The following is a 21,424-nucleotide window of genomic DNA, read 5'->3' on the forward strand; positions in this document are numbered from 1 at the left end:
TGATCGCCCATAACTTCGGCTCATGACGAAACGACAGTTCACGTGCCTCGCATGCACCGCGGTCATCATGGTCTCCGGACTGGGCGCAGCCGCTCCGTCCGCCGGCGCGGCCACCCACACGGTGCATCCGGGCGAATCGATCCAGAAAGCGGTGAACGCCGCCAGTCCGGGAGACACCATTGTCATCGCGGCCGGCACCTACCGCGAAAGCGTCCTTGTCACGAAGTCGAACCTGACCCTGAGCGGGATGGGCGAGGCGACCGTGATCAAGCCGCGGACGGCGACCACGCCGGCCGCGAACGTCTGTGCCCGGGCCGGCAACGGCATCTGCGTGACGGGTAAGGCGAAGAAGGACGTAGTAGGCGTCAGCATCCGCTCCCTGACCCTCTCGGGCTTCAAGAAGAGCGCCATCTGGGCCACCCGCACCGACCGGCTGACGGTCCAGCAGGTGACGGCCGAGAAGAACGGCACCTGGGGCATCGGTCAGGAGATGTCCACCCGGTCGGTGATCCGTAACAACACGGTCCGGGGCAGCGGAGACGCCGGCATCTTCATCGCCAACACGGTCGACCGGGAGGGCGGGGCGACCGACACCAAGAGGACGGTGATCGCGTACAACCGGCTGACGGGCAACCGGATCGGAGTCACGGTCAGGCGGGTCAGAAACCTCAGCGTCCGCGCCAACACCATGACCGGAAACTGCGCCGGCTTGTTCATCGTGGGCGACGAGTCGAAACCCACAGCCGGGGCGATGACCGTCCGCGAAAACTGGATCTACCAGAACAACAAGTTCTGCCCCGCCACCACCCGCCTCCCCGCCATCCAGGGATCCGGCATCGTCCTCACCGGCACCGAGTCCGCCGTCGTCCAATCAAACCTGATCATGGAAAATGTCGGCTCCTCGCCGCTCTCCGGCGGAGTCGTGCTGTTCCAGAGCTTCGTGGGCGCCGTCAACACCGGCAATGTCATCAAGGACAACTGGGTGCAGGGCAACAAGACGGCTGACCTGGCCAACCGGGGTGGCGGAACGCGCAACGAGTTCCTCAGCAATGAGTGCCTGGCTTCCGAACCCGCAGGGATGTGCTGAGTGTTCCCCCTCAGCAGGAGAATCGAGGCGGTATGACCACCGTAAGTCCCACCCCCGTCACCACCCCCGTCGTGTCCACCCCCCCGCCCGCCATGCGGCTGCGGGAGCTTGTCTTCGGGGCGGCGTGCGCCGCCGCCGTACGCGCGGCTGCCCGGCTGGGCGTGGCCGACGCGCTCGGCGAGTCGCCCGCCACCGCGGAGCAGCTCGCGACCGCGGTGGACTGCGAACCCAAGTCGCTGCGCCGGCTGCTGCGCACCCTGTCCTGCTACGGCATCTTCGTCGAGACCGAGGACGGGACGTTCGCCCACACGGACATGTCGCTGATGCTGCGCGAGGACGATCCCAACAGCCTGCGGTACATCGCCCTGTGGTGCACAGAGCCGTGGACCTGGGACGCCTGGCCCCGGCTCGACGAGGCGGTGCGTTCCGGCGGGAGCGTCTTCCACGAGCTGTACGGCAAGGGGTTCTTCGAGTACCTGCACCAGGACGCGCACGAGTCGGCCCAGGTGTTCAACCGGGCCATGACCACGTCCAGCAGGCAGTCGGCGCTGGAAGTCGCGGAGCTCCTCGACCTGACCGGTATCTCGGTGGTCGCGGACATCGGCGGCGGCCAGGGGCATGTGCTCGCGAGCCTGCTGGAGAAGCATCCGGCCGTCCGGGGCACGCTGCTCGATCTGCCCGACGTGGTCGCGAAGGCGGATCCCCGGCTGCGCGAAGGGGGTTCGCTCGCGGATCGGGTCCGTATCGTCCCCGGGGACTGCCGCCAGGACATCCCGGTCGAGGCCGATCTCTACATCATCAAGAACATCCTGGAGTGGGACGACGAGAGCACCCGCAGAACTCTGGGGAACATCGTCGCGGCGGCGCGGCCGGGGGCCCGGGTCGTGGTCATCGAGAACCTCGTGGACGACACTCCCTCGATGAAGTTCACCACGGCCATGGATCTGCTTCTGCTGCTCAACGTCGGCGGCGCGAAGCACACCAAGCAGAGCCTGGTGGAAAGAGTGACGAAGGCGGGTCTGCTCATCGGCGAGATCCGCCCGGTCAACCCGTACCTCGACGCGTTCGAATGCACCGTCCCCGGGTGACCGTGGTCGCTCTCCGCACCTCAACACGCGCAACAACGCCCCGAGTCCGGCTTCCCAGCCCGGACCCGGGGCGATCGCATGTCCTCATGTGGTTCCGTCGCGCTCCCACCGATAGAACTGGTGGGCCATCGCGTCCTTCGGGGTCCGCCAGGTCTCCGGGTTGTACGGACTGACGAAGGCCGTGAGCCGGTCGCTGATGTCCCGGAAGGCCGGATGTTCCGTCACCTTCGCGATCTCGGGGCCGGGCGGCTTCTCGGACTCGATCAGGTGCATATACACATCGCCGAACTGGAACAGGCTGCGGCGGGTGACGCCGACGAGGTGCGGAAGTTCGCCGGCGTCGGAGGCCGCGAACAGCTTGGCGATGTCCGGGGCCGATTCCGGCGCCATACGGGCGACGATCAGAGCTTGGTGCATCGGGAGGCTCCCTTTCCTTGCCCGGGCTCAGTTGGGGGTGACGGCGGCGGTACGGCTGTCGCGGTCGCGCTGCTCGATCTTGTCCCGGATGAGTTCCATCTGGACCCGGGAGTTGCGGTTGATGTTGTCGGTCATCCAGGCGTCGTCGACCGGGGCTTCCGGCTTCATCGCGAAGTCCTGGGTCCAGTGCATCCGGGTGCCGCCGGGGACCTCCGTGTACTCCCACCGGATGTCCATGCGCTCGAAGGGGCCGGTCTCGACGCGGCGGGCCCGTACCTTCCGGCCCTTGCGGTCGATCGTCCGTTCCGAGACCCAGCTCCAGATCTTGCCGTTCTCGTCGGGGTGCATGGTCAGCCGGAAGGTCGTCGTATCGCCCTCCCGGGACAGGACCTCGACCGACGCGTACTCGCTGAACAGCTGAGGCCAGTTCTCGAGGTCGTTGGTCATGTCCCAGACGAGGTCCAGGGGGGCGGCGACGGTGATTTCGTTCTCGGTGTGTCCGGGCACGTCAGGCTCCAGTCATGAGGCTGTTGTTGACGAGTTCGAGGAACTCCTGCGGGGTCTTGCACCGGTCCGCGTCGGCGGGCAGGGGACGGCCGTGCCGGTTCTCCAGCTCGCCGACGATGCCGAGCAGGCCCAGCGAGTCGAGGCCGAACTCGTCGAAGCGGGTGTTGGGCCGGTTTGCCAGGTCCAAGGGGTCGACGGTGACGCCGGCGCCCTTCTTCATCAGTGCGGCCAGTTCTTGGATGGTCAGAGCGGACATGAGTGCTCTCCTTCTCATGAGGGGGTTTCGGTGGCGTGCCGCAGCACCAGTGCCGCGTTCGAGCCCATGAGCCCGCGGCTCAGCACCAGCGCAGTCCGCAGCTGAGCGGTTCGCGCCCGGCCGGTCACGACGTCGAGGTCGTGGCACACGTCGAAGACATTGGGAGTGGGTGGTACGAGGTCGCGCTCCATGGCCAGCACGGCGGCGGCCGCGTCGAGCACGGGTCCGCCGCAGTAGGCCCGGCCGATACCGGTCTTGGGCGCCGTCACCGGTACCTTGCAGCCGTGTGCGCCCAGCGCGTCGGCGATCGCCATCGCCTCGGCGCGGTCGGCCTCCGGTACGCCGAGCGCGTCCGCGAAGACCACGTCGATCTCCTCCGGCGCGCACTCGGCTTCCCTCAGAGCGCCACGGATCGCCTGGGCCAGTCCCTCCCGGGACTCCTCCCACCGCGACGGTCCGGTGAAGGTCGCGGCGTGCCCGGCCACCCGGGCGCGGACCCGGGCCCCTCGGCGGCGGGCCGCCGTCTCCTCCTCGACCACGAGCATCGCGCCGCCTTCGGCAGGGACGAAGCCGCAGGCGTCGGCGGTGAACGGCCGGTAGGCGCGGTCCGGTTCCTCGCCGGTGCTGAGATCCTCGTACCCCAGCTGGCAGACGACCGAGTAGGGCGCCAGCGGGGCTTCCGCGGCACCGACCACGACCGCGTCGGTGCCGCGGCGGATGGCACCGGCGGCATGCGCGAGCGCGTCGAGCCCGCCCGCCTCGTCGCTGGCCACGACACCGCACGGCCCCTTGAAGCCGCCGCGGATGGATATCTGGCCGGTGCTCGCGGCGTAGAACCAGGCGATGGATTGGTACGGGCCGACGAAGCGGGAGCCCTGTCCCCACAGCCGCTGCAGTTCGCGCTGTCCGAACTCGCCACCACCGGAGCCCGCCGCGGTCACCACACCCACGGCGAAGGGCGAACCCTCGTAGTCGCCGCGGCCGAGCCGGGCGTCGTCCATGGCGAGATCGGCCGCTGCCATCGCGAAGTGCGTGAACCGGTCCGTCTGGACGAGAAAGCGCTCCTCTATCAGCGCAGTCGCGTCGAAGTCGCGCACTTCGCCCGCGACGCGGAGCGGAAGATGCTCGCAGCCTTCGCGGGTGACGCGGTCGAGGACGCTGACGCCCTCGTGGGTCGACTTCCAGAAGGCCTCGGTGTTGGCCCCGTTGGGGGCTATGACACCGATGCCGGTGACGACCGTGTGCCGATCCTGCCGGGAGCTCATAGGGTCCTCCCACTTGGTCTGGTCATGACGACCGCCGACTGGAAACCGCCGAATCCGCTGCCCACCGAGAGCACGCTGTGCAGCTTCCGTGAGCGGGCGGTGCGCGGCACATAGTCGAGGTCGCACTCGGGGTCGGGGGTCTCGTAGTTCGCCGTCGGCGGCACCACCTGGTGGGCCATGGCCAGCACGCAGGCCACGAGTTCGATAGCGCCGATGGCGCCCAGCGAGTGGCCCACCATGGATTTGATGGAGCTCATGGGCGTCTTGAAGGCGTGGGCGCCCAGTGAGCGTTTCACCGCGGCCGTCTCGTGCCGGTCGTTCTGTTTGGTGCCGGAGCCGTGTGCGTTGACGTAGTCGATCTGTGAGGGGTCGATACGGGCGTGGTCGAGGGCGGTGTTGATCGCCCGGGCCATCTCCAGTCCCTCGGGGGTGAGCCCGGTCATGTGGTAGGCGTTGCCGAAGGTGGCGTAACCCCCTATCTCGCAGTACACGGTCGCGCCGCGGGCGCGAGCGTGCTCCAGGTCCTCCAGGATGAGGACGGCGCCGCCCTCGCCCATGACGAACCCGTCCCGGTTGGCGTCGAACGGCCGGGAGGCGTGGGCCGGGTCGTCGTTGTTCGGCGAGGTGGCCTTGATCGCGTCGAAGCACGCCACGGTGATGGGTGAGATGGGCGAGTCCGACGCGCCCGCTATGCAGACGTCGAGCCGGCCCTCCTCAATGGCGTGGAAGGCGTAGCCGATCGCGTCGAGTCCCGAGGTGCAGCCCGTCGAGACGGTCTGCACCGGGCCGTGGGCGCCGACCTGCTCGGCCACTGCGGAAGCGAGTGAGCTGGGCGAGAACGCGCGCTGCAGATGAGGTCCGGCCGGGTGGTGGTCCACGTCCCAGTACGTGCCGCTCTCACTGACGGCGACGTAGTCGTGCTCGAGACGTGTGGTGCCGCCGACCGCGGTGCCCAATGACACCCCGATGCGCCAGGGATCCTCCTTCTCGGGGTCGAGACCGGCGTCACGTACCGCCTCCCGGGCGGCCACCAGCGCGAACTGGATGTACCGGTCCGAGCGCGCCACCTGGTTCTCGTCGAGACCGTGCGCCGCCGGATCGAAGTCGACCTCGGCGGCGATACGGGAGCGGAAACCCTCCGGGTTGAAGAGGGTGATGCCCCGCGTCGCCGTACGGCCGTTGGCGAGCAGGTCCCAGAACGCCGTGGCGCCGACTCCGCCGGGGGCGACGATACCGACCCCGGTGACCGCCACCCGCCGGTTCACGACACCGCCCCAGTCCGTTCCGGCGGCAGGCCCTGCTCGGTGTTCTCGGTGTCGACGTGCCCGAGCTCCGGGCGCGGGGCCAGCGGACCGAGGTGGAACACCATGCGGGCCTCCACGTTTCCGACGTTGCGGAACCGGTGGCGCATATTCAGCGGGATCATGAGGCCCTGATCGGGCCGCATCGCATGCGTCTCTCCGTCCAGGTCCACCTCGAGGAGCCCGCTGACGACGTAGACGAACTCCTCGGAGTACGGGTGATAGTGCTCCCCGATACGCTCACCGGGCTGCACGATGGCCAGCCCCATGAAGCCAGTGGTGGCACCCACCGCGGTCGGGGTGAGCATGGCGCGCAGGTCGCCTCCGCGCCTGCGGTTGGGCTGGGTCTCGCTGAGGTCCACGATGCGTGGGCGGTGCGTGGTCATGACTGCTTCCTCCAGGTGCGTTGCCCCCGACGGCCTTGGCCGCGTGGCTGGATGGGCCGGACAATCGGGTTCAGGATTCCGACGAGGCGCAGCGGTCCGTGATCAGGCGCATGTCGGAGGTGGCGAGGAAGCGTGAGAACTCCTCGTCGGTCGTCGGCACGCCGTCCTTTCCGGTGGCGAGCAGACGGGTGAGCGTGGCTGCCTTCCTGGCACCGCTGATGCCGAGCGCCAGTTCCGGCCGCGCTTTGAGCGGGCCGCTCATATCGATGAGCCGGACCACGATGTCGTCACGCTGGAAGATGGTGCAGCTCGCGATGGGGGTCGTGGGGTCGTTGGCCGCCGTCTCGGCCTGCTTGGCGAGCAGCCGGGCCAGGGCCATCCCGCAGCCCTCCTTGGCCTGGTAGAGCAGCGCGTGCCGGTGTACGTCGGTGGGCGGGGGCCCCTCGGCCGCCACATGGTGGACCGCCGGGAGCGCCGCCCGGGTGAAGAACATCCGGGCGGAGTCCTGATCGTTCAGGTCCCGGTCCTGCTCCAGATACGGGTTGATGGCCTCCTCCACCTTCCTGACCTCCGGCTGGCGGGCCACGTAGCGCAGTGCCGCAAGCAGGTCCCCCTGCACCTCGATGGCCCGGACGACGCGGTTGCCGTGCATGAAGAGCGAGGTACGGCGCAACCGGGTGTGCTCGTCGACCTGGGCCGCCGGGGAGGTGTAACCGGCGAGGATCTTCGCGACCTCCTTCTCGCTGCCCGGCTTGACCGTGAAGGTGAGCGCGTGACGGACCACGCCGTCCCCGAGCCTGGGCGCGGCCTGGAGCCCTCGCTTGAGCTGGTCGGGTGAACCGGCGGCGATCCCCTCGGTCTCCCGCAGAACGCTGAACCGCAGCGACCGCGTGTCGCGCACGCAGCTGTGCAGCGGCTGGACCGTCTCGACGTGCTCCTCGCTGTTCACCCAGGCCAGGAAGGGCGGTGCGCTCTCCCATTCGCTGGTGATGAGCCACTGCGACGGGTTCTCGATCGACTGGCAGAGCTGGTCGCTGATGTGACCGGGGATCGACGCCACCTGGTTGCGCAGATGCTCGTACGCCTCCAGGAACTGGTTCTGGGCACCGTCATGAAGATCCAATAGCAGGACGACCCGAAGCCTGGAGCCGTCGAAGGCGGACTGCGATGTCCGTTCCGACAGGGTTGTCATCTTTCACTCTCCTTTGCGACAGCGTGGCCGCCACTTCGCGTGGACCTCGTCCGTCGTCAGTGGAATCCGCCGGGTCAATCGCCCTGCGGATACGGACGGTCCGCCTCCCATGTGTTGGGGGGCGCTCCCGCAACCGATCGTGGTCCGGTACCACGAGTGGCGCGAGAGCTGAGAACCATGCGGGTGAATGCGGGAGCAATCGGCTCCCGTAGAGGGCATGAAAGTTCCATCCCCCTAGGGCGGCAGGAGCTGGAGCAACTCATGGCATTGGAAGAGAACATCGACCACCGCGTGCCGGTCCTGATCGTGGGCGGGTCCTTGGTGGGCCTGTCCACCTCGCTGTTCCTGGGCCGCCTCGGCATCAGTCACCTGCTGATCGAGAAGCACTCAGGCACCTCGAAGCACCCGCGTGGACGCGGGAACAATGTTCGTACGATGGAGCTGTTCCGCGGCGCCGAGGCAGAGCCGGAGATCCGGCAGGCCGCATCGGTCCTCGCGGAGAACCACGGCATCCTGCAAGCGGGATCGCTGACCGGCGACGACCAGGAGTGGCTGTTCAAGGAGATCGACCCCGGTGGTGCGCTCGCGCGCTTCAGCCCGAGCTCGTGGTGTCTGTGCAGTCAGAACGACCTCGAACCCGTGCTGCTGTCCTGTGCTCGGAGGGGGGGCGGCGACCTGCGGTTCTCCACCGAACTGATGACCTTCGAGCAGGACGCGACGGGCGTGAGCGCGGTCATGAAGGACCGGGAGACCGGCAAGCACACCAAGGTGCGCGCGGACTATCTCGTCGCGGCCGACGGGCCGCGGAGCCCTATCCGGGAGCAGCTCCGCATCGGCCAGACGGGCCACGGCGACCTGTTCCACAACGTGAGTATCACCTTCCGTTCGCGGCGGCTCGCGGAGGCGCTGGGCGACCGGCGCTTCATCTGCTGCTACCTCACCAACCCCGAGGCGGACGGCGCTCTGCTGCCGGTGGACAACAAGGAGCAGTGGGTGTTCCACGCGCCGTGGCACCCGGAGCAGGGCGAGACGCTCGCGGACTTCACCGACGAGCGGTGCATCGAGCACATCCGCCGGGCAACGGACGTGTCAGGCATGGATGTTGAGATCACCGGCATGGCGCCGTGGCACGCCGCGGAACGGGTCGCCGAGCGGTACTCCTCGGGCCGGGTCTTCCTCGCCGGGGACTCGGCGCACGAGATGTCCCCGACCGGAGCCTTCGGCTCCAACACCGGAATCCAGGACGCGCACAACCTCGCCTGGAAGCTCGCGGCGGTACTGGAGGGCGCGGCGGGGCCGGAACTGCTCTCGACGTACGAGTCCGAGCGGCTGCCGGTGGCGCGCGCGACGAGCGAGCGCGCGTCGGCCCGCTCCGCCGAACACAGCCACCCGGGGTACGCGCCCGTCGGCACCCCGGGCGGCGGGCGGCAGGGCGGGATCCTCAATGTGGCCATGGGCTACGGCTACCCCCGCGGCGCCGTCCTGGGTGTGGACCCCGAACAGCCCGTGGTGCCCGAGCGAATGCAGCTGACGGGCGAACCCGGCACCAGGTCCCCCCATATGTGGGTCGTCAGATCGGGTGAGCGGATGTCCACGCTGGACCTCTACGAGCGGGCGTTCGTGCTGCTCAGCTCGGAGGGCACGGCGTGGCGTGCGGCGGCCCGGAAGGTCGCCGAGCCGCTGTCCGTGCGGCTTGACGCGTACGCGATCGGTGCGGGACCGGACGCCGACCTGACGCCCGGGAACGGGGCCGACTGGGCCGAGACGCACGGCACGACGGCGGAGGGCGCGCTGATCGTACGCCCGGACGGCTTCGTCGCCTGGCGGTCGGCGGGCGCGGTGGCTGATCCGGAGGCCACCGTCCGCGAGGTCATGACGAAGTTGCTGTACCGCGACTGACCGTACCGCCGAAAGCCGCACTGGCCAGAGCAGACCTCGGCCCGCATCCGACAGCACCAGCACCGCCCCCGACAGCGGGTGCGGGCGGGTGAGGCCGGTGCGGGCCGAGGTGATGTACGGATCCCGCAGGCACGCTCCCCGGCCTGCCCCCGACGCCTGGCGCCGCCCCCGCCCCGACCGACCTGTACCAGCCATGATCCACCTGGTCCAGAACCCGGCCCCGAGCCGCTGATTACGGCAAGTGCGTCGCGTGCGCGCCGCCTGCGATCTACGGTATGCGGATCGCCCAGCGTATGCCGGAGGTGTACAAATAGCACATGGCCGGACGCTACGGCCGCCCGCGCTCGGTTCTGAAGATGCGAACTGTCGCAGGTCAGGTCTTTCTCCTGCAGGTGGCGATCGTGGTGTTGCTCGTCGCCGCCGCCATGGCGGCGCTCGTGCTGCAGTCCCGGTCCGACAGTGAACGTGAGGCCCGCAATCGGTCCGTCGCCGTGGCCCAGACCTTCGCGCATTCACCCGGCATCGTGGCAGCCCTGTCCAGTCCCCACCCCACCGCGATACTGCAGCCCCTGGCCGAGCGGGCACGCAAACGGTCCGACGTCGACTTCATCGTCGTACTGAGCACCGACGGAATCCGCTACACGCACCCACTTCCCGACCGGATCGGAAAGAAATTCGTCGGCAACCTCCAGCCTGCGCTGCACGGCGGCATCGTCACCGAGAAGATCGTCGGAACCATCGGGCCTCTGGTGCAGGCCGTGGTACCCGTCACCGACACCCATGGCAAGATCGTCGGCCTGGTTTCGGCCGGGATCACGATCGCGCATGTCAGCGGTGTCGTCCAGAATCAGTTCCCTCTCCTGTTCGGCGCCGCCGCCGCGCTACTCCTCGTGACCGCGGGTGGAACGGCGCTGGTCAGCAGACGGCTGCGGCGCCAGACCCACGGTCTGGGCCCTGCCGAGATGACCCGGATGTACGAGCACCACGACGCGGTTCTGCATGCCGTACGGGAGGGTGTGCTGATCGTCGGCGGCGACGGACGGCTGCTCCTCGCCAACGACGAGGCGCGCCGGCTGCTCGGGCTCCCCGCGGACGTGGAAGGGGCCCCGGTCACCGAGCTGGGGCTGGATCCGCTCACCGCCCGGCTGCTGGTCTCGGGCAGGATCGCCAACGACGAGGTGTATCTGGTCGGAGAGCGGCTGCTCGCCGTCAACCAGCGCTCGACGGACCAGGCCGGCGGGCCGCCCGGCAGCGTGGCGACGCTGCGCGACACCACCGAACTGCGGGCGCTCTCCGGCAGGGCCGATGTGGCGCGGGGGCGCCTGAAGCTCCTGTACGACGCCGGTACGGAGATCGGCACCACGCTCGACGTGGTGCGGACGTGCGAGGAACTGGCGGAGTTCGCCGCGGCCCGCTTCGCCGACTTCGCCACCGTCGATGTGGTGGAGGACGTACTGCGTGGCGAGGAGCCGACAGGAGCCGGCCCGCAGATGCGTCGTACGGCTTTCAAGGGCCTCCGGGACGACACGGCGCTCTACCCGCTCGGCCAGCTGATCCGCTTCGTACCGTCCACCCGGCTGGGTACCGGCATCGGGGCGGGAGAGGCTGTCCTGGAGGCGGATCTGGCGGCCTTCGGCGGCTGGCAGGAACAGGATCCGGAACGAGCCCGCAAGCTTGTCGCCGACTACGGAATCCACTCGATGATCGCGGTTCCGCTCCGCGCCCGCGGCGTCATTCTGGGCGTGGCGATGTTCTGGCGCTCGGAGAAGCCCGAGGCGTTCGAGGACGAGGATCTGTCGCTCGCCGAGGAGCTGGTCGCCCGCGCCGCGGTGAGCATCGACAATGCCCGGCGCTACTCGCGCGAGCACACCATGGCGGTGGCCCTGCAGCGCAGCCTGCTGCCACGCGGCCTGCCGGAGCAGAACGCCATCGACGCCGCCTATCGGTACCGGCCCGCACAGGCCGGGCTCGGCGGACTCGGCGGAGTCGGCGGCGACTGGTTCGACATCATCCCGCTGCCCGGCGCCCGGGTGGCGCTCGTGGTGGGCGACGTCGTAGGTCATGGCCTGCATGCCGCGGCCACCATGGGCCGGCTGCGGACGGCGGTCCACAACTTCTCCGCCCTGGACCTGCCGCCCGACGAGCTTCTGTGGCACATCGACGAGCTGGTCGCCCGTATCGACCAGGACGAGGCCGTCGACGGCTCCGAGGCGCGAGTCACCGGAGCCACCTGCCTGTACGCGATCTACGACCCGGTCTCCGGCCACTGCACCATGGCACGGGCCGGCCACCTCCAGCCCTTGCTCCTGCGGCCGGACGGCAGCGCGGAGTTCGCCGACGTACCGGGCGGCCCGCCGCTCGGGCTCGGCGGTCTGCCCTTCGAGACCCTGGAAATCCGGCTGCCCGAAGGCAGCGGACTGGTGCTGTACACGGACGGGCTCGTCGAGGACCGGCGCCGGGACATCGACGACGGCCTGGCCCTGCTCCGCCGTACGCTCGCCGACCACGCGGCCCGGACACCGGAGGAAACCTGCGAGGCGGCACTGCAGGCGCTGCTGCCCGAGAGCCCGAGCGACGACGTGGCACTGCTCGTCGGCCGTACGCGCGTGCTGGACTCCGGGAGAGTGGCGGACTGGGAGGTTTCGCCCGAGCCCGCAGAGGTGTCACGCGTACGAGCGGCTGTGGCCGACAAGCTGGCGGAGTGGGGCCTGGCGGAGGAGGCGTTCACCACCGAGCTGATCCTGAGCGAGCTGGTCACCAATGCCATTCGGTACGCCTCCGGCCCGATCCGCGTACGGCTGATCCGCGACCGCAGCCTGATCTGCGAGGTCTCCGACCACAGCAACACCTCGCCGCACCTGAAGCAGGCGGCGATCACGGACGAGGGAGGCCGGGGGCTGTTCCTCGTCGCCCAGTTCGCGGAGCGCTGGGGCACGCGGTACACCGCCGACGGCAAGGTCATCTGGACGGAACAGCCGCTGCAGACCGACGGGTTGCCGGACCCCACAGGCGGACGGTGACCGGTCGGTGCGTCAGCTGTTGCGGGAACGCCCGGGGACGCCCGGGCCGGGGTGCGGCAACCTGCCGCCCCCCGGCCTCCGGCTCAGGCTGATCCGGCGCCCGGACGGCGCTTGAACCACCACAGGCCGACGCCCGCGGCGATCACCACCACGACGGCGGCGACCGCGACGACAACCCCGCTGCCTCCGCCGTCGTCCTTCTTCTTCGCCGCTGGCTGCTGCTGCTGCTGTGAGAGCAACGGCGCGGGCGAGGCCTTACTCGGCTCCGTGCTGGGAGTGGGACTCGAGCCGGCATTGATCGGTGTCGAGCCCGGCGCGGCCGGCTTCAGGTTGAGCACCGGCGCCGGATTCTCCGGCTCCTGGGCGCCCTTGGGCACCTCGATCCAGCGGTCGATCTTTCCGTCGCCGTACGACTCCACGGTCTTGAACACCAGGGACTTCACGTCCGGCAGTTGCGTCACCGTGATGCTGTGGACCACGTCCGTGCCGGTGGCCAGCGCCTTGCCGCCGATGGTGTAGCCGCCTTCGCCCGGCGTGAGCTTCCAGCCGTCGGGCGCCTTCTTCAGCTTCACCGCATCCGGCGCGATGCCCTCGGGCAGGACGATCTGCAGTTTGGCGATGCCCGCAGTGTCCGACTCCGCCTCGGACGTGAACGTCAGCGTCACGTCCTTCGCCAGGGCCCGGTCGTCGGAGGCGGTCACTTCGACGTGAGCGGCGGCCGGACCGGCCACGGCGAGCACTGTGCCGACGGCCAGGGTGGCGACAAGCAACGACCGCCGGACGGCGGACGGCATGGGAAAGGTACTCATGGTGTGGATCTTCTCCTCGAAACTCGAAGGCAGCGCAGCCCTCGACAGGGCGAGAGGCCCGCTGGTCGGTCATGGACGGGACGGTGACGGTCCATGACCGGGAGGCCCCCGGCGTACCACGATGTGCGCGAGGACGACGCACGCCGGCTCTCCTGGGAGCAGCCGCGATCCGGCGACGGCTGGAGCGGCGTCCGGGCAGCGGAACACGTACACACCCCACCGGCCGAGCAGGCGCGCCACGGTGTCGCGGACCGTGCCGGCGAGAAGGCCCACGAGCCGTGGGAGCGCCGCCAGTTGGTCGTCCGTCTGGTGCAGCAGCACCGCCACGGCCACGGCGGCCAGCGTGTGCGCCAGGAGCATCACGGCCGTGCCCGGATGCAGGCCGTGATCACCGGCCATCGGGTGGGCGGCTGCGTGCGGTGCGCCGTGCCGGCCGGGCCCGGCCGTCGCCAGCACCTGGTGGAGGACGAGCTGCGCGGCGCAGGTCGCGGTCACCACCACCGCGAGCGAACGCCGCCGCCCCGCCCAGGGCAGCACCCCGAGGAAGGCGGCGCCGGCCGCGGCCGACAGCAGCAGCCAAGCGACCGGTTTTCCGGACGCCACATGGTGTCCGACGCCGGCCAGGCCCACGCTCGCCAGTGCGAACACACCCGCCCGAGCGCCCCGCACACTCCACCGAGCGCGCGGCGCGCTGCGAGACGGAGGACGGAGGGTCTGCGGCATGCCGGGCCCATCATTCACGACCGGGAGGCCCGCGGGTGCCCCAACCTGCGGATCTCTCCGTACTGACCGCCGAAGGTCAGTCCGCGTCCGCCGCCAACGGCCGTCCGCAGCACAGATTCCAGCGCCCGGCCCGTCCGCTGAGCTCGGTCAGGGTCAGCGGCGCGATGTCCAGCCGCCAGAACGCCTCCGCCGGCAGCGCCAGCGCATGCACGATCGCCGCACGCGCCACCGCGGGCTCGGTGACCGCCAGCACACGCCCGTCGGCCGACAGCGACTCGAGCCAGCCGCCGACCCGGGCACACAGAGCCAGCAGCGACTCACCACCGTGCGGAGCGGCCGAGGGATCGGTCAGCCACGCCGACACCGCCTCCGGCTCGCTCACGCTCACCTCTTCCAGTGTGCGCCCGTGCCAGCGGCCCATGTCCCAGCCCCCGAGCCGCAGTTCGGGCTCGGCCCGCAGACCCAGCACCTCGGCCGTCTCACGGCAGCGCGCGGACGGGCCGCTCACCCACCGGCCGGCGCGCGGCAGCGCACCGGCGGCGGCGCGGGCGCTGCACACTCCCGCCTCGTCCAGGGGTACGTCCCCGTCGAAGCGCGCCTCGCGCAGCGCGGCACTCATCGCCGGTGAGATCAACATCACCCGTACCGTCATCCCGCACATTCCTCTCCACCAGACGGCCCATGGTGCAAGCACATCACGGGCGTTGAGGCGCCCCGGCATGCGCCCCTGCGCCGTAGCGGTGCAGGCCGCCAAGCGGTACGGTCTCGTGGACATGACGACGGTGTGACGGAAGTCCGGTGAGAATCCGGCACGGTCGCGCCACTGTGAACCCGTACCTCTGCGGGAAGTCAGACCCAGCACCTTCGTCTCAGGCACCACGATCGGGACGCGTGTTCCCCCAGGAGGTTCTGTCATGGCACAGACTGCTGCACCCGCCGCCGCACCGGCCATCACCCCCATCTCGCTGAAGGCAATCGCCCCGTGGGCGCTCTTCTTCGGCGTGCTGATGCTCGTCCTGCTCTACTTCGTCGGCGCCGAGCAGGGCGCCACCGCGCTCATCTCCGGCGAGAACGTGCACGAGTGGGTCCACGACGGACGCCACCTGCTCGGCTTCCCCTGCCACTGAGAACACTGAGAACCAGGGGAACACTCACTCATGAACTCCATCTCTGTCAGAGCTCTGCTCGTCCGCGGCATGCTCGCCGGCCTGATCGCAGGCTTCTTCGCCCTGGTCGTGGCCTACCTGCTCGGCGAGTCCCCCGTGGACTCCGCCATTGCGTTCGAGGAAGCGCACAGCCATGAGCACGGCGGCGAGGAACTCGTCAGCCGTGCCATGCAGTCGACGGCCGGCCTCGCCACTGGTGTGCTGGTCTTCGGCGTCGCGATCGGCGGCATCGCCGCCCTCGCCTTCTGTGTCGCGCTCGGCCGCATCGGCCGGTTCGGCCCGCGCGCCACGGCCGCCCTGGTCTCCCTGGGCGCGCTGTTGGCCGTGTACGTCGTGCCGTATCTCAAGTACCCGCCGAACCCGCCGGCCGTCGGTGACCCCGAAACGATCGGCAAGCGCACCACCGTGTACTTCCTGATGATCGTGCTCAGCGTGCTGCTCGCTGTCGCAGCGGTGATCCTCGGGAAGCGGCTGGCTCCCCGGCTGGGCAACTGGAACGCGACCGTCGCCGCCGCGGCCGCATTCATCGCGGCGGCCGGGCTCGCCTTCGCCTTCCTGCCCTCGTTCAACGAGGTGCCCAAGGACTTCCCGGCCACGGTGGTGTGGGACTTCCGACTGGCCACGCTCGCCATCCAGGTCACCCTCTGGACGTTCTTCGCGCTGGTCTTCGGTCACCTCGCGGAGCGCCTCCTGGTGCCGAGCGCCGAGCGGACAGCGGCCGCGGGAAGCAGCACGCCCTCGCGGACAGCGTCTGCCGCGGGCTGACGCGACATATCAGCGCCATCAGAACCCGCCGGGGATTCCCCGGCGGGTTCTGGCGTTGCCGCGGGTTCTGGCGTTGCCGCGGCGGCCGGACGAGGCGGACGTTCAGCTGCCGGACGAGGCGGACGCCTGTACCGCGTCCGCCACGGCGTCGAAGAAGCGCGCGTGCGCCAGATGGCTGCAGGGAACCTCAGGGTTCCACGGCACGATCCGGGCCCTGCCCGCGCCTGACTGCCACTCCTCGACTCCCTCGAGTGCACCGACCGGCAGGGCATTGGCCCGTACGTCCGTCAGCACAATGTCCGGCTCCAGTGAGGCGGCCACCGTCCAGTCGACGGTGGACCAGTTGGCCCCTGGACCCCGCTCGGGCTCCACCAGGCCGATGCCGCACTCGGCCAGCGCCCTGAGGTCCGGCCACGCCCGTGGCCTGGCGAGATGGACGCTCTCCGGCGTGCCGGGCGACAGGGCCAGGATCCGTAAGTGAGCGGCGTCGGCCGCGAGCGTGCGCAGCCGGTCTTCCGCGCGGTCGAGTTCCGCCGCCCCCGACAGGTTCTGCTCGGCTCCGAGCGACCGGGCGAGCGCTGTGAACCGGTCCCGTACATCGGCGAGCGAACGCCCTTGGCCCACGTCGCACACCACCACGGGCACATGTTCCTCGATGTGCTTCGCCGTGTCCGGATCCAGGCCGTAGACCTGGTCGGAGCCGTAGCCGACGCCGACCACCAGGTCGGGTTCCGCGTCGAGGATCGCGTCCACCCCGACGCGGGTGCCCGATCCGAGGTACGCGATGTCCTCGAGCGGCAGCGTGCCGGCCTTCGCCGGGTCGGCGGTTTCGCCGTCGTGGTGGGATCCGAAGAGACCCACCGGCCGAATGCCATGGTCGAACAGTGTCGCTCCGGCCTGGATGTACGCGACCAGCCTCGACGGCCTATGCGCCGCCGTCGCCGACCGCCCGCGATCGTCCAGGAACTCCCAATCCAGCTGTCGCGCCATCTGTCCCACCCCTGACTTCTGCGGCTACGGATCGCGATGCCTCTCCCCGAGGCCATCGACGTTTGACTGCCCGTCAGTCTCCGCGGTCACGCATACAGACGCTCGCTGTTTCAACCAAGTGGGACCGCCGCGGCGGGCAGCGTCACCTCGAAGCGGCAGCCGCCCGTCACATTGCGTACGTCGGCGTGGCCGGCGTGCGCCTCGACGATGCCGCGGACGATCGCGAGGCCGAGACCGGCGCCGGCCGGGGGCGTACGGGCCTGAGTGCCGCGCCAGCCGGTGTCGAAGACGCGTGGGAGGTCCTCCTCGGGAATGCCGCCGCAGCCGTCGGTGACGGAGAGAACCACCCACTCCTCGCGGCGTTCGGCAGCGACGGCGACCGTGCCGTCGGCGGGGGTCCGGCGGATCGCGTTGACCAGGAGGTTCGCCAGTACGCGGGTCATCTCCTTGCCGTCCACCTCGACCGGGACGGACTCGACGCTGTCGCCGACGAGGCGTACGCCGTGCTCGCGCGCCAGCGGGTCCGCGCCGGCGATCGCCTCGCCGATCAAGTCGTACACCGACATCCTGGTGGGGGTGAGAGCCAGCGTGCCCGCGTGGATGCGGGAGAGCTCGAAGAGATCACCCACCATGGAGTTGAGCCGGTCGACCTCGGTACGGATCTGGCGGAAGTAGCGCTCCGGGTCCTGTACGACACCGTCCTCCAGCGCTTCGGACATGGCGCGCAGCCCGGCCAGGGGGGTGCGCAGGTCGTGGGAGATCCAGGCGACGAGCTCGCGGCGGGAGGTCTCCAGGGCGCGTTCACGCTCGCGGGAGGCGGCGAGCCGGTCGCTGGTGGCGGCGAGCTCCCGGCTCAGTGCGGCCAGTTCCGCGGTGGAGGCGCCGTCGGGTGCGGCGAAGGAGCCACCGTCGCCGAACGACCGTGCCGCCAGGGCCAGTTCGCGGCTGCGGGCGACGACCCAGCGGCCGAGCAGCAGGGCGGTGGCGAGTGAGACGACCGCCGCCATCGCGACGACCGTGGTGACGACGGTGAGGTCGTGCGCGGACAGGAACATCGCCTGGGCGACGGCGAGCGTCCCGGCGAGCATCGCGGTGACGGCGACGGCGGCGACGATCGTGAGGGAGACGGCGACGGACCGGTGGCGCAGCGCCCGCAGGGCCACGGCCCCGAGCAGGCCGACGGCCGCGGCCCCGAGAAAGGCGAAGAGGGCGATGAGGAGCATGTCCCACACGACGATCAGGCCTCTTCCCGCGGCAGCTGCGAGGGCGATGGATCCCTCGGCTCGTCCCGCGCTACGTCTCGCGGTACGTCCCCGTCACCCGGCACATCGAAGCGGTAGCCCACGCCCCACACAGTCTGGATCAGTCGCGGCCTGGCGGGATCGTCCTCGATCTTGCCGCGCAGCCTGCGTACATGGACCGTGACGGTGGACAGATCGCCGAACTCCCAGCCCCACACGTCGTGCATCAGCCGCTCCCGGCCGATCGCCTCGCCCGGGTGCCGCATCAGATGCGCGAGCAGGTCGAACTCCCTCAGGGTCAGAGCCAGTTCATGGCCGTCCTTGGTGGCCCTGCGGGCGGCCGGGTCGAGGACGATGCCCGCGGCCGCCGGCCCCGGCCCGGCCCGCCGCTCCCCCGCCGTGGCCCCTCTGCGGAGTACGGACTCGACTCGCAGCACCAGCTCGCGCGGGCTGAACGGCTTGGTCACATAGTCGTCCGCCCCTATCTCGAGCCCCAGGATCCGGTCGTCCTCGTCGCCGCGCGCCGTCAGCATGATCACGGGCACGGCGGCGAGCGCACCGGCCCGTAGCCTGCGGCACACCTCCAGCCCGTCCATACCCGGCAGCATCAGATCGAGGACTACCAGGTCCGGCCGCCGCCCGGCGGCAAGCCGCAGCGCCTGCGGCCCGTCGGCGGCCCGGTCCACGGTGAAACCCGCGCGCTCCAGATAGCCGGTGACGACCTCGGCGACGGTCGGATCGTCGTCGACGACCAGAATGTTGTGCATACGGTCAGTGTCCTCCGAGGAAGTGCGGTCGATCACACGGGGCGCCTTACGGATCTATGACGTCCCGCGCCGATGACGTCCCGCGACGGAGGGACGTCCGATTCGTTCAAGACTCCCGGTCCCGGCCTGCCTACGTTGAGGTCATGACTCCACGACTCGACGCGATCGGCCTCGTCGCCTCCGACATGGCCGCCTCTCTCGCCTTCTACCGCCGGCTCGGCCTGGACATCCCCGCCGACGCCGACACCGCGCCCCACGCCGAGGCGACGCTGCCCAGCGGGCTGCGCGTGCTGTGGGACACCGAGGAGACCATCCGTTCCTTCGACCCCGAGTGGACCCGGCCGCCGGGCGGCGGCGAACGGCTCGGGCTCGCCTTCGCCTGCGACAGCCCCGCCGAGGTGGACTCCGTCTACGCCGAGCTGACCGAGGCGGGATACCGGGGGCACCTCAAGCCCTGGAACGCCTTCTGGGGGCAGCGTTACGCGGTGGTCCTCGACCCCGACGGCTGCGGTGTCTCGCTGTTCGCCAGCGCCGAGTAGGCGCCGAGGGTGATTCCGGCCAGGTCGCGCATCTCGCGTGCGAGGTGCGCCTGGTCGGCGCAGCCCGCGCCGAGTGCCGCCTCGGCGTACGGCACACCCTCCCGTACGAACGTCAGCGCCCGTTGCAGCCGGAGCACCCGGGCCAGCGTCTTGGGCCCGTATCCGAAGGCGTCCAGCGAACGCCGGTGCAGCTGCCGGGCGCCCAGGCCCACCGCGTACGCCGCCCCGGCCACCGTGCCGCCCGCCTCCAGCCGGCGCACCACCTCGCCCAGCAGCGGGTCCGGCGGCAGGGCCGCGTCCGCCCGCCGCAGCGCCACGGCCTCCAGCTCGGCCACCGGGTCCGGGGCCGCGTCGATCCGCGCGGTGAGCCGGCGCGCCTCGGCCCCGCCCCACACATCGGCGAGCTCGACCCGCCGGTCGCGCAGCTCGTACGCCGGTACGCCGAGAATCGCGGGCGCGGTCCCGGGCGCGAAGCGCACCCCCGCCCACCGGGTGCCGGGGCCGCTCCCGGGGGTGTGGGCGCGGGTGTCGGGTCCTGCCACGAGGAGCCGGCCCTCGAACCAGAGCAGGTCCATGCAGCCGTCGGGCAGCACGGGGTGGACCGCACCGGCGTGCCGGTCCATGGTCCGCGTCCAGACGACGGCTCCTTCGAGCCGCGACGCCCATTCCTCGTACACCCTTACAAGGCTATCCCGCAGCTGCCCGCGCGTGCCCGCACGGCGAGAACGGCCCCTCGGTCCAACGCCGCTGATGCCGGGGGCCGTTATGAGCGCGCTCATGGAATGCACCCGCACGGACAGCGGTGGCCCGGCTCAGGGTTTCCGCTGCTCCCCGGTCTCCTTGTCACGGCTGCTCTCACGGCTCTCACGGCCATTGTCCCGACCCGCGTGCAGCCGCGACTTCACATCGTCCGGCGGCAGGAACCGCGACCACCGCTCCGGGTATTCCGATGGCATGGCCCCGTCGTCCTCGTCCTCGCTCTCGCCCTCCCCGTAGACCTGGGCGGCCTCCGCCCGGGCGAGGAGCTCTGCGGCGTTGAGCGTGCGCATGCGTTCGTTGGCCGCGCGGGCCGCGGCCGTGGCGACCGACGGCCAGACGCGGTCGATCGCGGCATTGACCGCCGCGCCCACCAGGACCGCGAATGCGGTCAGGCCGATCCACAGCAGGACGGCGATGGGCGCGGCGAGTGAGCCGTAGATCGTCGGGCCCTCGACCGTGCTGGTGAGGTAGATACGCAGCAGGAAGGAGCCCAGCACCCCCATCCCGAGCGCCACCAGCGCACCCGGGACGTCCTCGATCCACGGCGAGCGCACCGGGACGGACACGTGGTAGAGCGTGGTGAGGAAGGCGATCGAGAGCAGACTGACCACCGGCCAGTACAGGACGCTGACGACTTCCGTGCCCCACGGAATGAACTCCACCACCCGGTCGGGGCCGACCACCGCCAGCGGCAGTACCACCGCGCCGATCAGCAGCGCCACGATGTAGAGCAGGAAGGCCAGCAGCCGGGTGGCGACGATGCCGCGCTGACCGTCGAGGCCGTACATCACGGTGATCGTGTCGATGAAGACATTGACCGCCCGCGAACCCGACCAGAGCGCGATGGCGAAGCCGATGGAGATGACGTCCGGCCGCCCGCCGTGGGTGACGTCCTCCAGCAGGGGCTTGGCGATCTGGTTGACACCCCGGTCGGACAGCACCGTGCCGGCCGCTCTCAGGATGTTTTCCTCGATCGAGGCGACGGTGGTGGTGTTGGTCCACACGTCCACATAGCCGAGGAGGCCGATCAGACCGAGCAGCAGCGGCGGCAGGGACAGCAGCGTGAAGAACGCCGCCTCGGCCGCGAGGCCCAGGATGCGGTACTCGATGCACGAGTTGACCGTGTCCTTCAGCAGCACCCACGCCATCTTCCGCTTGGAGACGTTGCGGTAGAGGACTCGGGCCCGGTGGAGTCGGCCCGATGGCCGCTCGGGTGTTTCATTTGCTGCCTGCACCTCCTTACCGTA

The 21,424-nt window shown here is 70.2% G+C and carries 22 protein-coding genes and 1 pseudogene; 7 read left to right on the plus strand and 16 right to left on the minus strand.

Annotated elements, in window-relative coordinates; all coding sequences use genetic code 11:
* Window positions 1-22 precede the first annotated feature (22 nt).
* A complete protein-coding gene (locus AB0D12_RS05040; RefSeq protein WP_362677170.1) occupies window positions 23-1,087 on the plus strand; it encodes a right-handed parallel beta-helix repeat-containing protein in 1,065 nt (354 codons plus the stop codon).
* Window positions 1,088-1,119: 32 nt separating this feature from the next.
* A complete protein-coding gene (locus AB0D12_RS05045) occupies window positions 1,120-2,175 on the plus strand; it encodes a methyltransferase (RefSeq protein ID WP_362677172.1) in 1,056 nt (351 codons plus the stop codon).
* Between the two features lie 84 nt (window positions 2,176-2,259).
* Here the strand turns inward: AB0D12_RS05045 and AB0D12_RS05050 are convergent, their stop codons facing one another.
* The 7 genes from AB0D12_RS05050 to AB0D12_RS05080 form a co-directional block, all read right to left on the minus strand.
* Window positions 2,260-2,592 carry a TcmI family type II polyketide cyclase gene (locus AB0D12_RS05050; RefSeq protein WP_327326751.1) on the minus strand — a complete coding sequence of 111 codons (333 nt, stop codon included), beginning with the start codon at window positions 2,590-2,592 and terminating at the stop codon, window positions 2,260-2,262.
* A gap of 27 nt (window positions 2,593-2,619) precedes the next feature.
* On the minus strand, window positions 2,620-3,099 hold the full coding sequence (locus AB0D12_RS05055; RefSeq protein ID WP_327326750.1) for an SRPBCC family protein: 480 nt from the start codon (window positions 3,097-3,099) through the stop codon (window positions 2,620-2,622).
* A gap of 1 nt (window position 3,100) precedes the next feature.
* Window positions 3,101-3,355 (minus strand): acyl carrier protein, encoded by a 255-nt coding sequence (locus AB0D12_RS05060; RefSeq protein ID WP_327326749.1) that lies wholly within the window; start codon window positions 3,353-3,355, stop codon window positions 3,101-3,103.
* A gap of 14 nt (window positions 3,356-3,369) precedes the next feature.
* Window positions 3,370-4,620 carry a beta-ketoacyl synthase N-terminal-like domain-containing protein gene (locus AB0D12_RS05065; RefSeq protein ID WP_362677175.1) on the minus strand — a complete coding sequence of 417 codons (1,251 nt, stop codon included), beginning with the start codon at window positions 4,618-4,620 and terminating at the stop codon, window positions 3,370-3,372.
* On the minus strand, window positions 4,617-5,885 hold the full coding sequence (locus AB0D12_RS05070) for a beta-ketoacyl-[acyl-carrier-protein] synthase family protein (protein WP_362677177.1): 1,269 nt from the start codon (window positions 5,883-5,885) through the stop codon (window positions 4,617-4,619). Before AB0D12_RS05070 ends, AB0D12_RS05065 begins: the two co-directional genes overlap by 4 nt.
* Complete coding sequence (locus AB0D12_RS05075; protein ID WP_362677179.1) at window positions 5,882-6,307, minus strand: cupin domain-containing protein; 426 nt, start codon at window positions 6,305-6,307, stop codon at window positions 5,882-5,884. The genes AB0D12_RS05070 and AB0D12_RS05075 overlap by 4 nt, the downstream gene beginning before the upstream one ends.
* Window positions 6,308-6,377: 70 nt before the next feature.
* Window positions 6,378-7,499: a SchA/CurD-like domain-containing protein gene (locus AB0D12_RS05080; RefSeq protein WP_362677181.1), complete on the minus strand. Its 1,122-nt coding sequence runs from the start codon at window positions 7,497-7,499 to the stop codon at window positions 6,378-6,380.
* Between the two features lie 267 nt (window positions 7,500-7,766).
* Here AB0D12_RS05080 and AB0D12_RS05085 point away from each other — a divergent pair, with 267 nt between their 5' ends.
* Window positions 7,767-9,398: an FAD-dependent monooxygenase gene (locus AB0D12_RS05085; RefSeq protein WP_362677288.1), complete on the plus strand. Its 1,632-nt coding sequence runs from the start codon at window positions 7,767-7,769 to the stop codon at window positions 9,396-9,398.
* Window positions 9,399-9,428: 30 nt separating this feature from the next.
* On the opposite strand, the pseudogene AB0D12_RS05090 reads toward AB0D12_RS05085, so the two are convergent.
* Window positions 9,429-9,527 (minus strand): annotated as a pseudogene (locus AB0D12_RS05090) (SMP-30/gluconolactonase/LRE family protein); the annotation flags it as partial.
* Window positions 9,528-9,715: 188 nt separating this feature from the next.
* On the opposite strand from AB0D12_RS05090, the gene AB0D12_RS05095 reads away from it, so the two are divergent.
* A complete protein-coding gene (locus tag AB0D12_RS05095) occupies window positions 9,716-12,418 on the plus strand; it encodes a SpoIIE family protein phosphatase (protein WP_362677183.1) in 2,703 nt (900 codons plus the stop codon).
* 83 nt (window positions 12,419-12,501) lie between these two features.
* Here AB0D12_RS05095 and AB0D12_RS05100 read toward each other — a convergent pair whose 3' ends face one another.
* The 3 genes from AB0D12_RS05100 to AB0D12_RS05110 form a co-directional block, all read right to left on the minus strand.
* A complete protein-coding gene (locus AB0D12_RS05100) occupies window positions 12,502-13,227 on the minus strand; it encodes a DUF1775 domain-containing protein (RefSeq protein WP_362677185.1) in 726 nt (241 codons plus the stop codon).
* A gap of 69 nt (window positions 13,228-13,296) precedes the next feature.
* Window positions 13,297-13,875, minus strand: a complete 579-nt coding sequence (locus AB0D12_RS05105) for a hypothetical protein (RefSeq protein WP_362677187.1) — start codon at window positions 13,873-13,875, stop codon at window positions 13,297-13,299.
* A gap of 151 nt (window positions 13,876-14,026) precedes the next feature.
* Window positions 14,027-14,602, minus strand: coding sequence for a histidine phosphatase family protein (locus tag AB0D12_RS05110; RefSeq protein ID WP_362677189.1), 576 nt, complete (start codon window positions 14,600-14,602; stop codon window positions 14,027-14,029).
* 262 nt (window positions 14,603-14,864) lie between these two features.
* Between AB0D12_RS05110 and AB0D12_RS05115 the strand changes: the two genes are divergently transcribed.
* Both AB0D12_RS05115 and AB0D12_RS05120 read left to right on the plus strand, forming a co-directional pair.
* Window positions 14,865-15,077 carry a CbtB-domain containing protein gene (locus tag AB0D12_RS05115; RefSeq protein ID WP_327326740.1) on the plus strand — a complete coding sequence of 71 codons (213 nt, stop codon included), beginning with the start codon at window positions 14,865-14,867 and terminating at the stop codon, window positions 15,075-15,077.
* Window positions 15,078-15,107: 30 nt separating this feature from the next.
* Complete coding sequence (locus AB0D12_RS05120) at window positions 15,108-15,881, plus strand: CbtA family protein (RefSeq protein ID WP_362677191.1); 774 nt, start codon at window positions 15,108-15,110, stop codon at window positions 15,879-15,881.
* 102 nt (window positions 15,882-15,983) lie between these two features.
* Here AB0D12_RS05120 and AB0D12_RS05125 read toward each other — a convergent pair whose 3' ends face one another.
* From AB0D12_RS05125 to AB0D12_RS05135, 3 genes are all read right to left on the minus strand, one after another.
* Window positions 15,984-16,871, minus strand: a complete 888-nt coding sequence (locus AB0D12_RS05125) for an ABC transporter substrate-binding protein (protein WP_362677193.1) — start codon at window positions 16,869-16,871, stop codon at window positions 15,984-15,986.
* Between the two features lie 110 nt (window positions 16,872-16,981).
* The gene (locus tag AB0D12_RS05130; protein ID WP_362677194.1) at window positions 16,982-18,103 is read right to left on the minus strand and encodes a HAMP domain-containing sensor histidine kinase; all 1,122 of its coding nucleotides are present in this window, start codon (window positions 18,101-18,103) and stop codon (window positions 16,982-16,984) included.
* 5 nt (window positions 18,104-18,108) lie between these two features.
* On the minus strand, window positions 18,109-18,879 hold the full coding sequence (locus AB0D12_RS05135) for a response regulator transcription factor (protein WP_362677196.1): 771 nt from the start codon (window positions 18,877-18,879) through the stop codon (window positions 18,109-18,111).
* Between the two features lie 143 nt (window positions 18,880-19,022).
* On the opposite strand from AB0D12_RS05135, the gene AB0D12_RS05140 reads away from it, so the two are divergent.
* Complete coding sequence (locus AB0D12_RS05140) at window positions 19,023-19,418, plus strand: VOC family protein (RefSeq protein WP_362677198.1); 396 nt, start codon at window positions 19,023-19,025, stop codon at window positions 19,416-19,418.
* Here AB0D12_RS05140 and AB0D12_RS05145 read toward each other — a convergent pair.
* Window positions 19,358-20,095: a DUF6597 domain-containing transcriptional factor gene (locus tag AB0D12_RS05145; RefSeq protein WP_362677200.1), complete on the minus strand. Its 738-nt coding sequence runs from the start codon at window positions 20,093-20,095 to the stop codon at window positions 19,358-19,360. The two genes, AB0D12_RS05140 and AB0D12_RS05145, sit on opposite strands and share 61 nt — an antisense overlap.
* Window positions 20,096-20,230: 135 nt before the next feature.
* Window positions 20,231-21,412 (minus strand): YihY/virulence factor BrkB family protein, encoded by a 1,182-nt coding sequence (locus AB0D12_RS05150; protein ID WP_362677202.1) that lies wholly within the window; start codon window positions 21,410-21,412, stop codon window positions 20,231-20,233.
* Between the last annotated feature and the right edge of the window lie 12 nt (window positions 21,413-21,424).

Origin of the sequence: Streptomyces sp. NPDC048479, from assembly GCF_040651435.1 — a bacterium.
Taxonomy (GTDB): domain Bacteria; phylum Actinomycetota; class Actinomycetes; order Streptomycetales; family Streptomycetaceae; genus Streptomyces.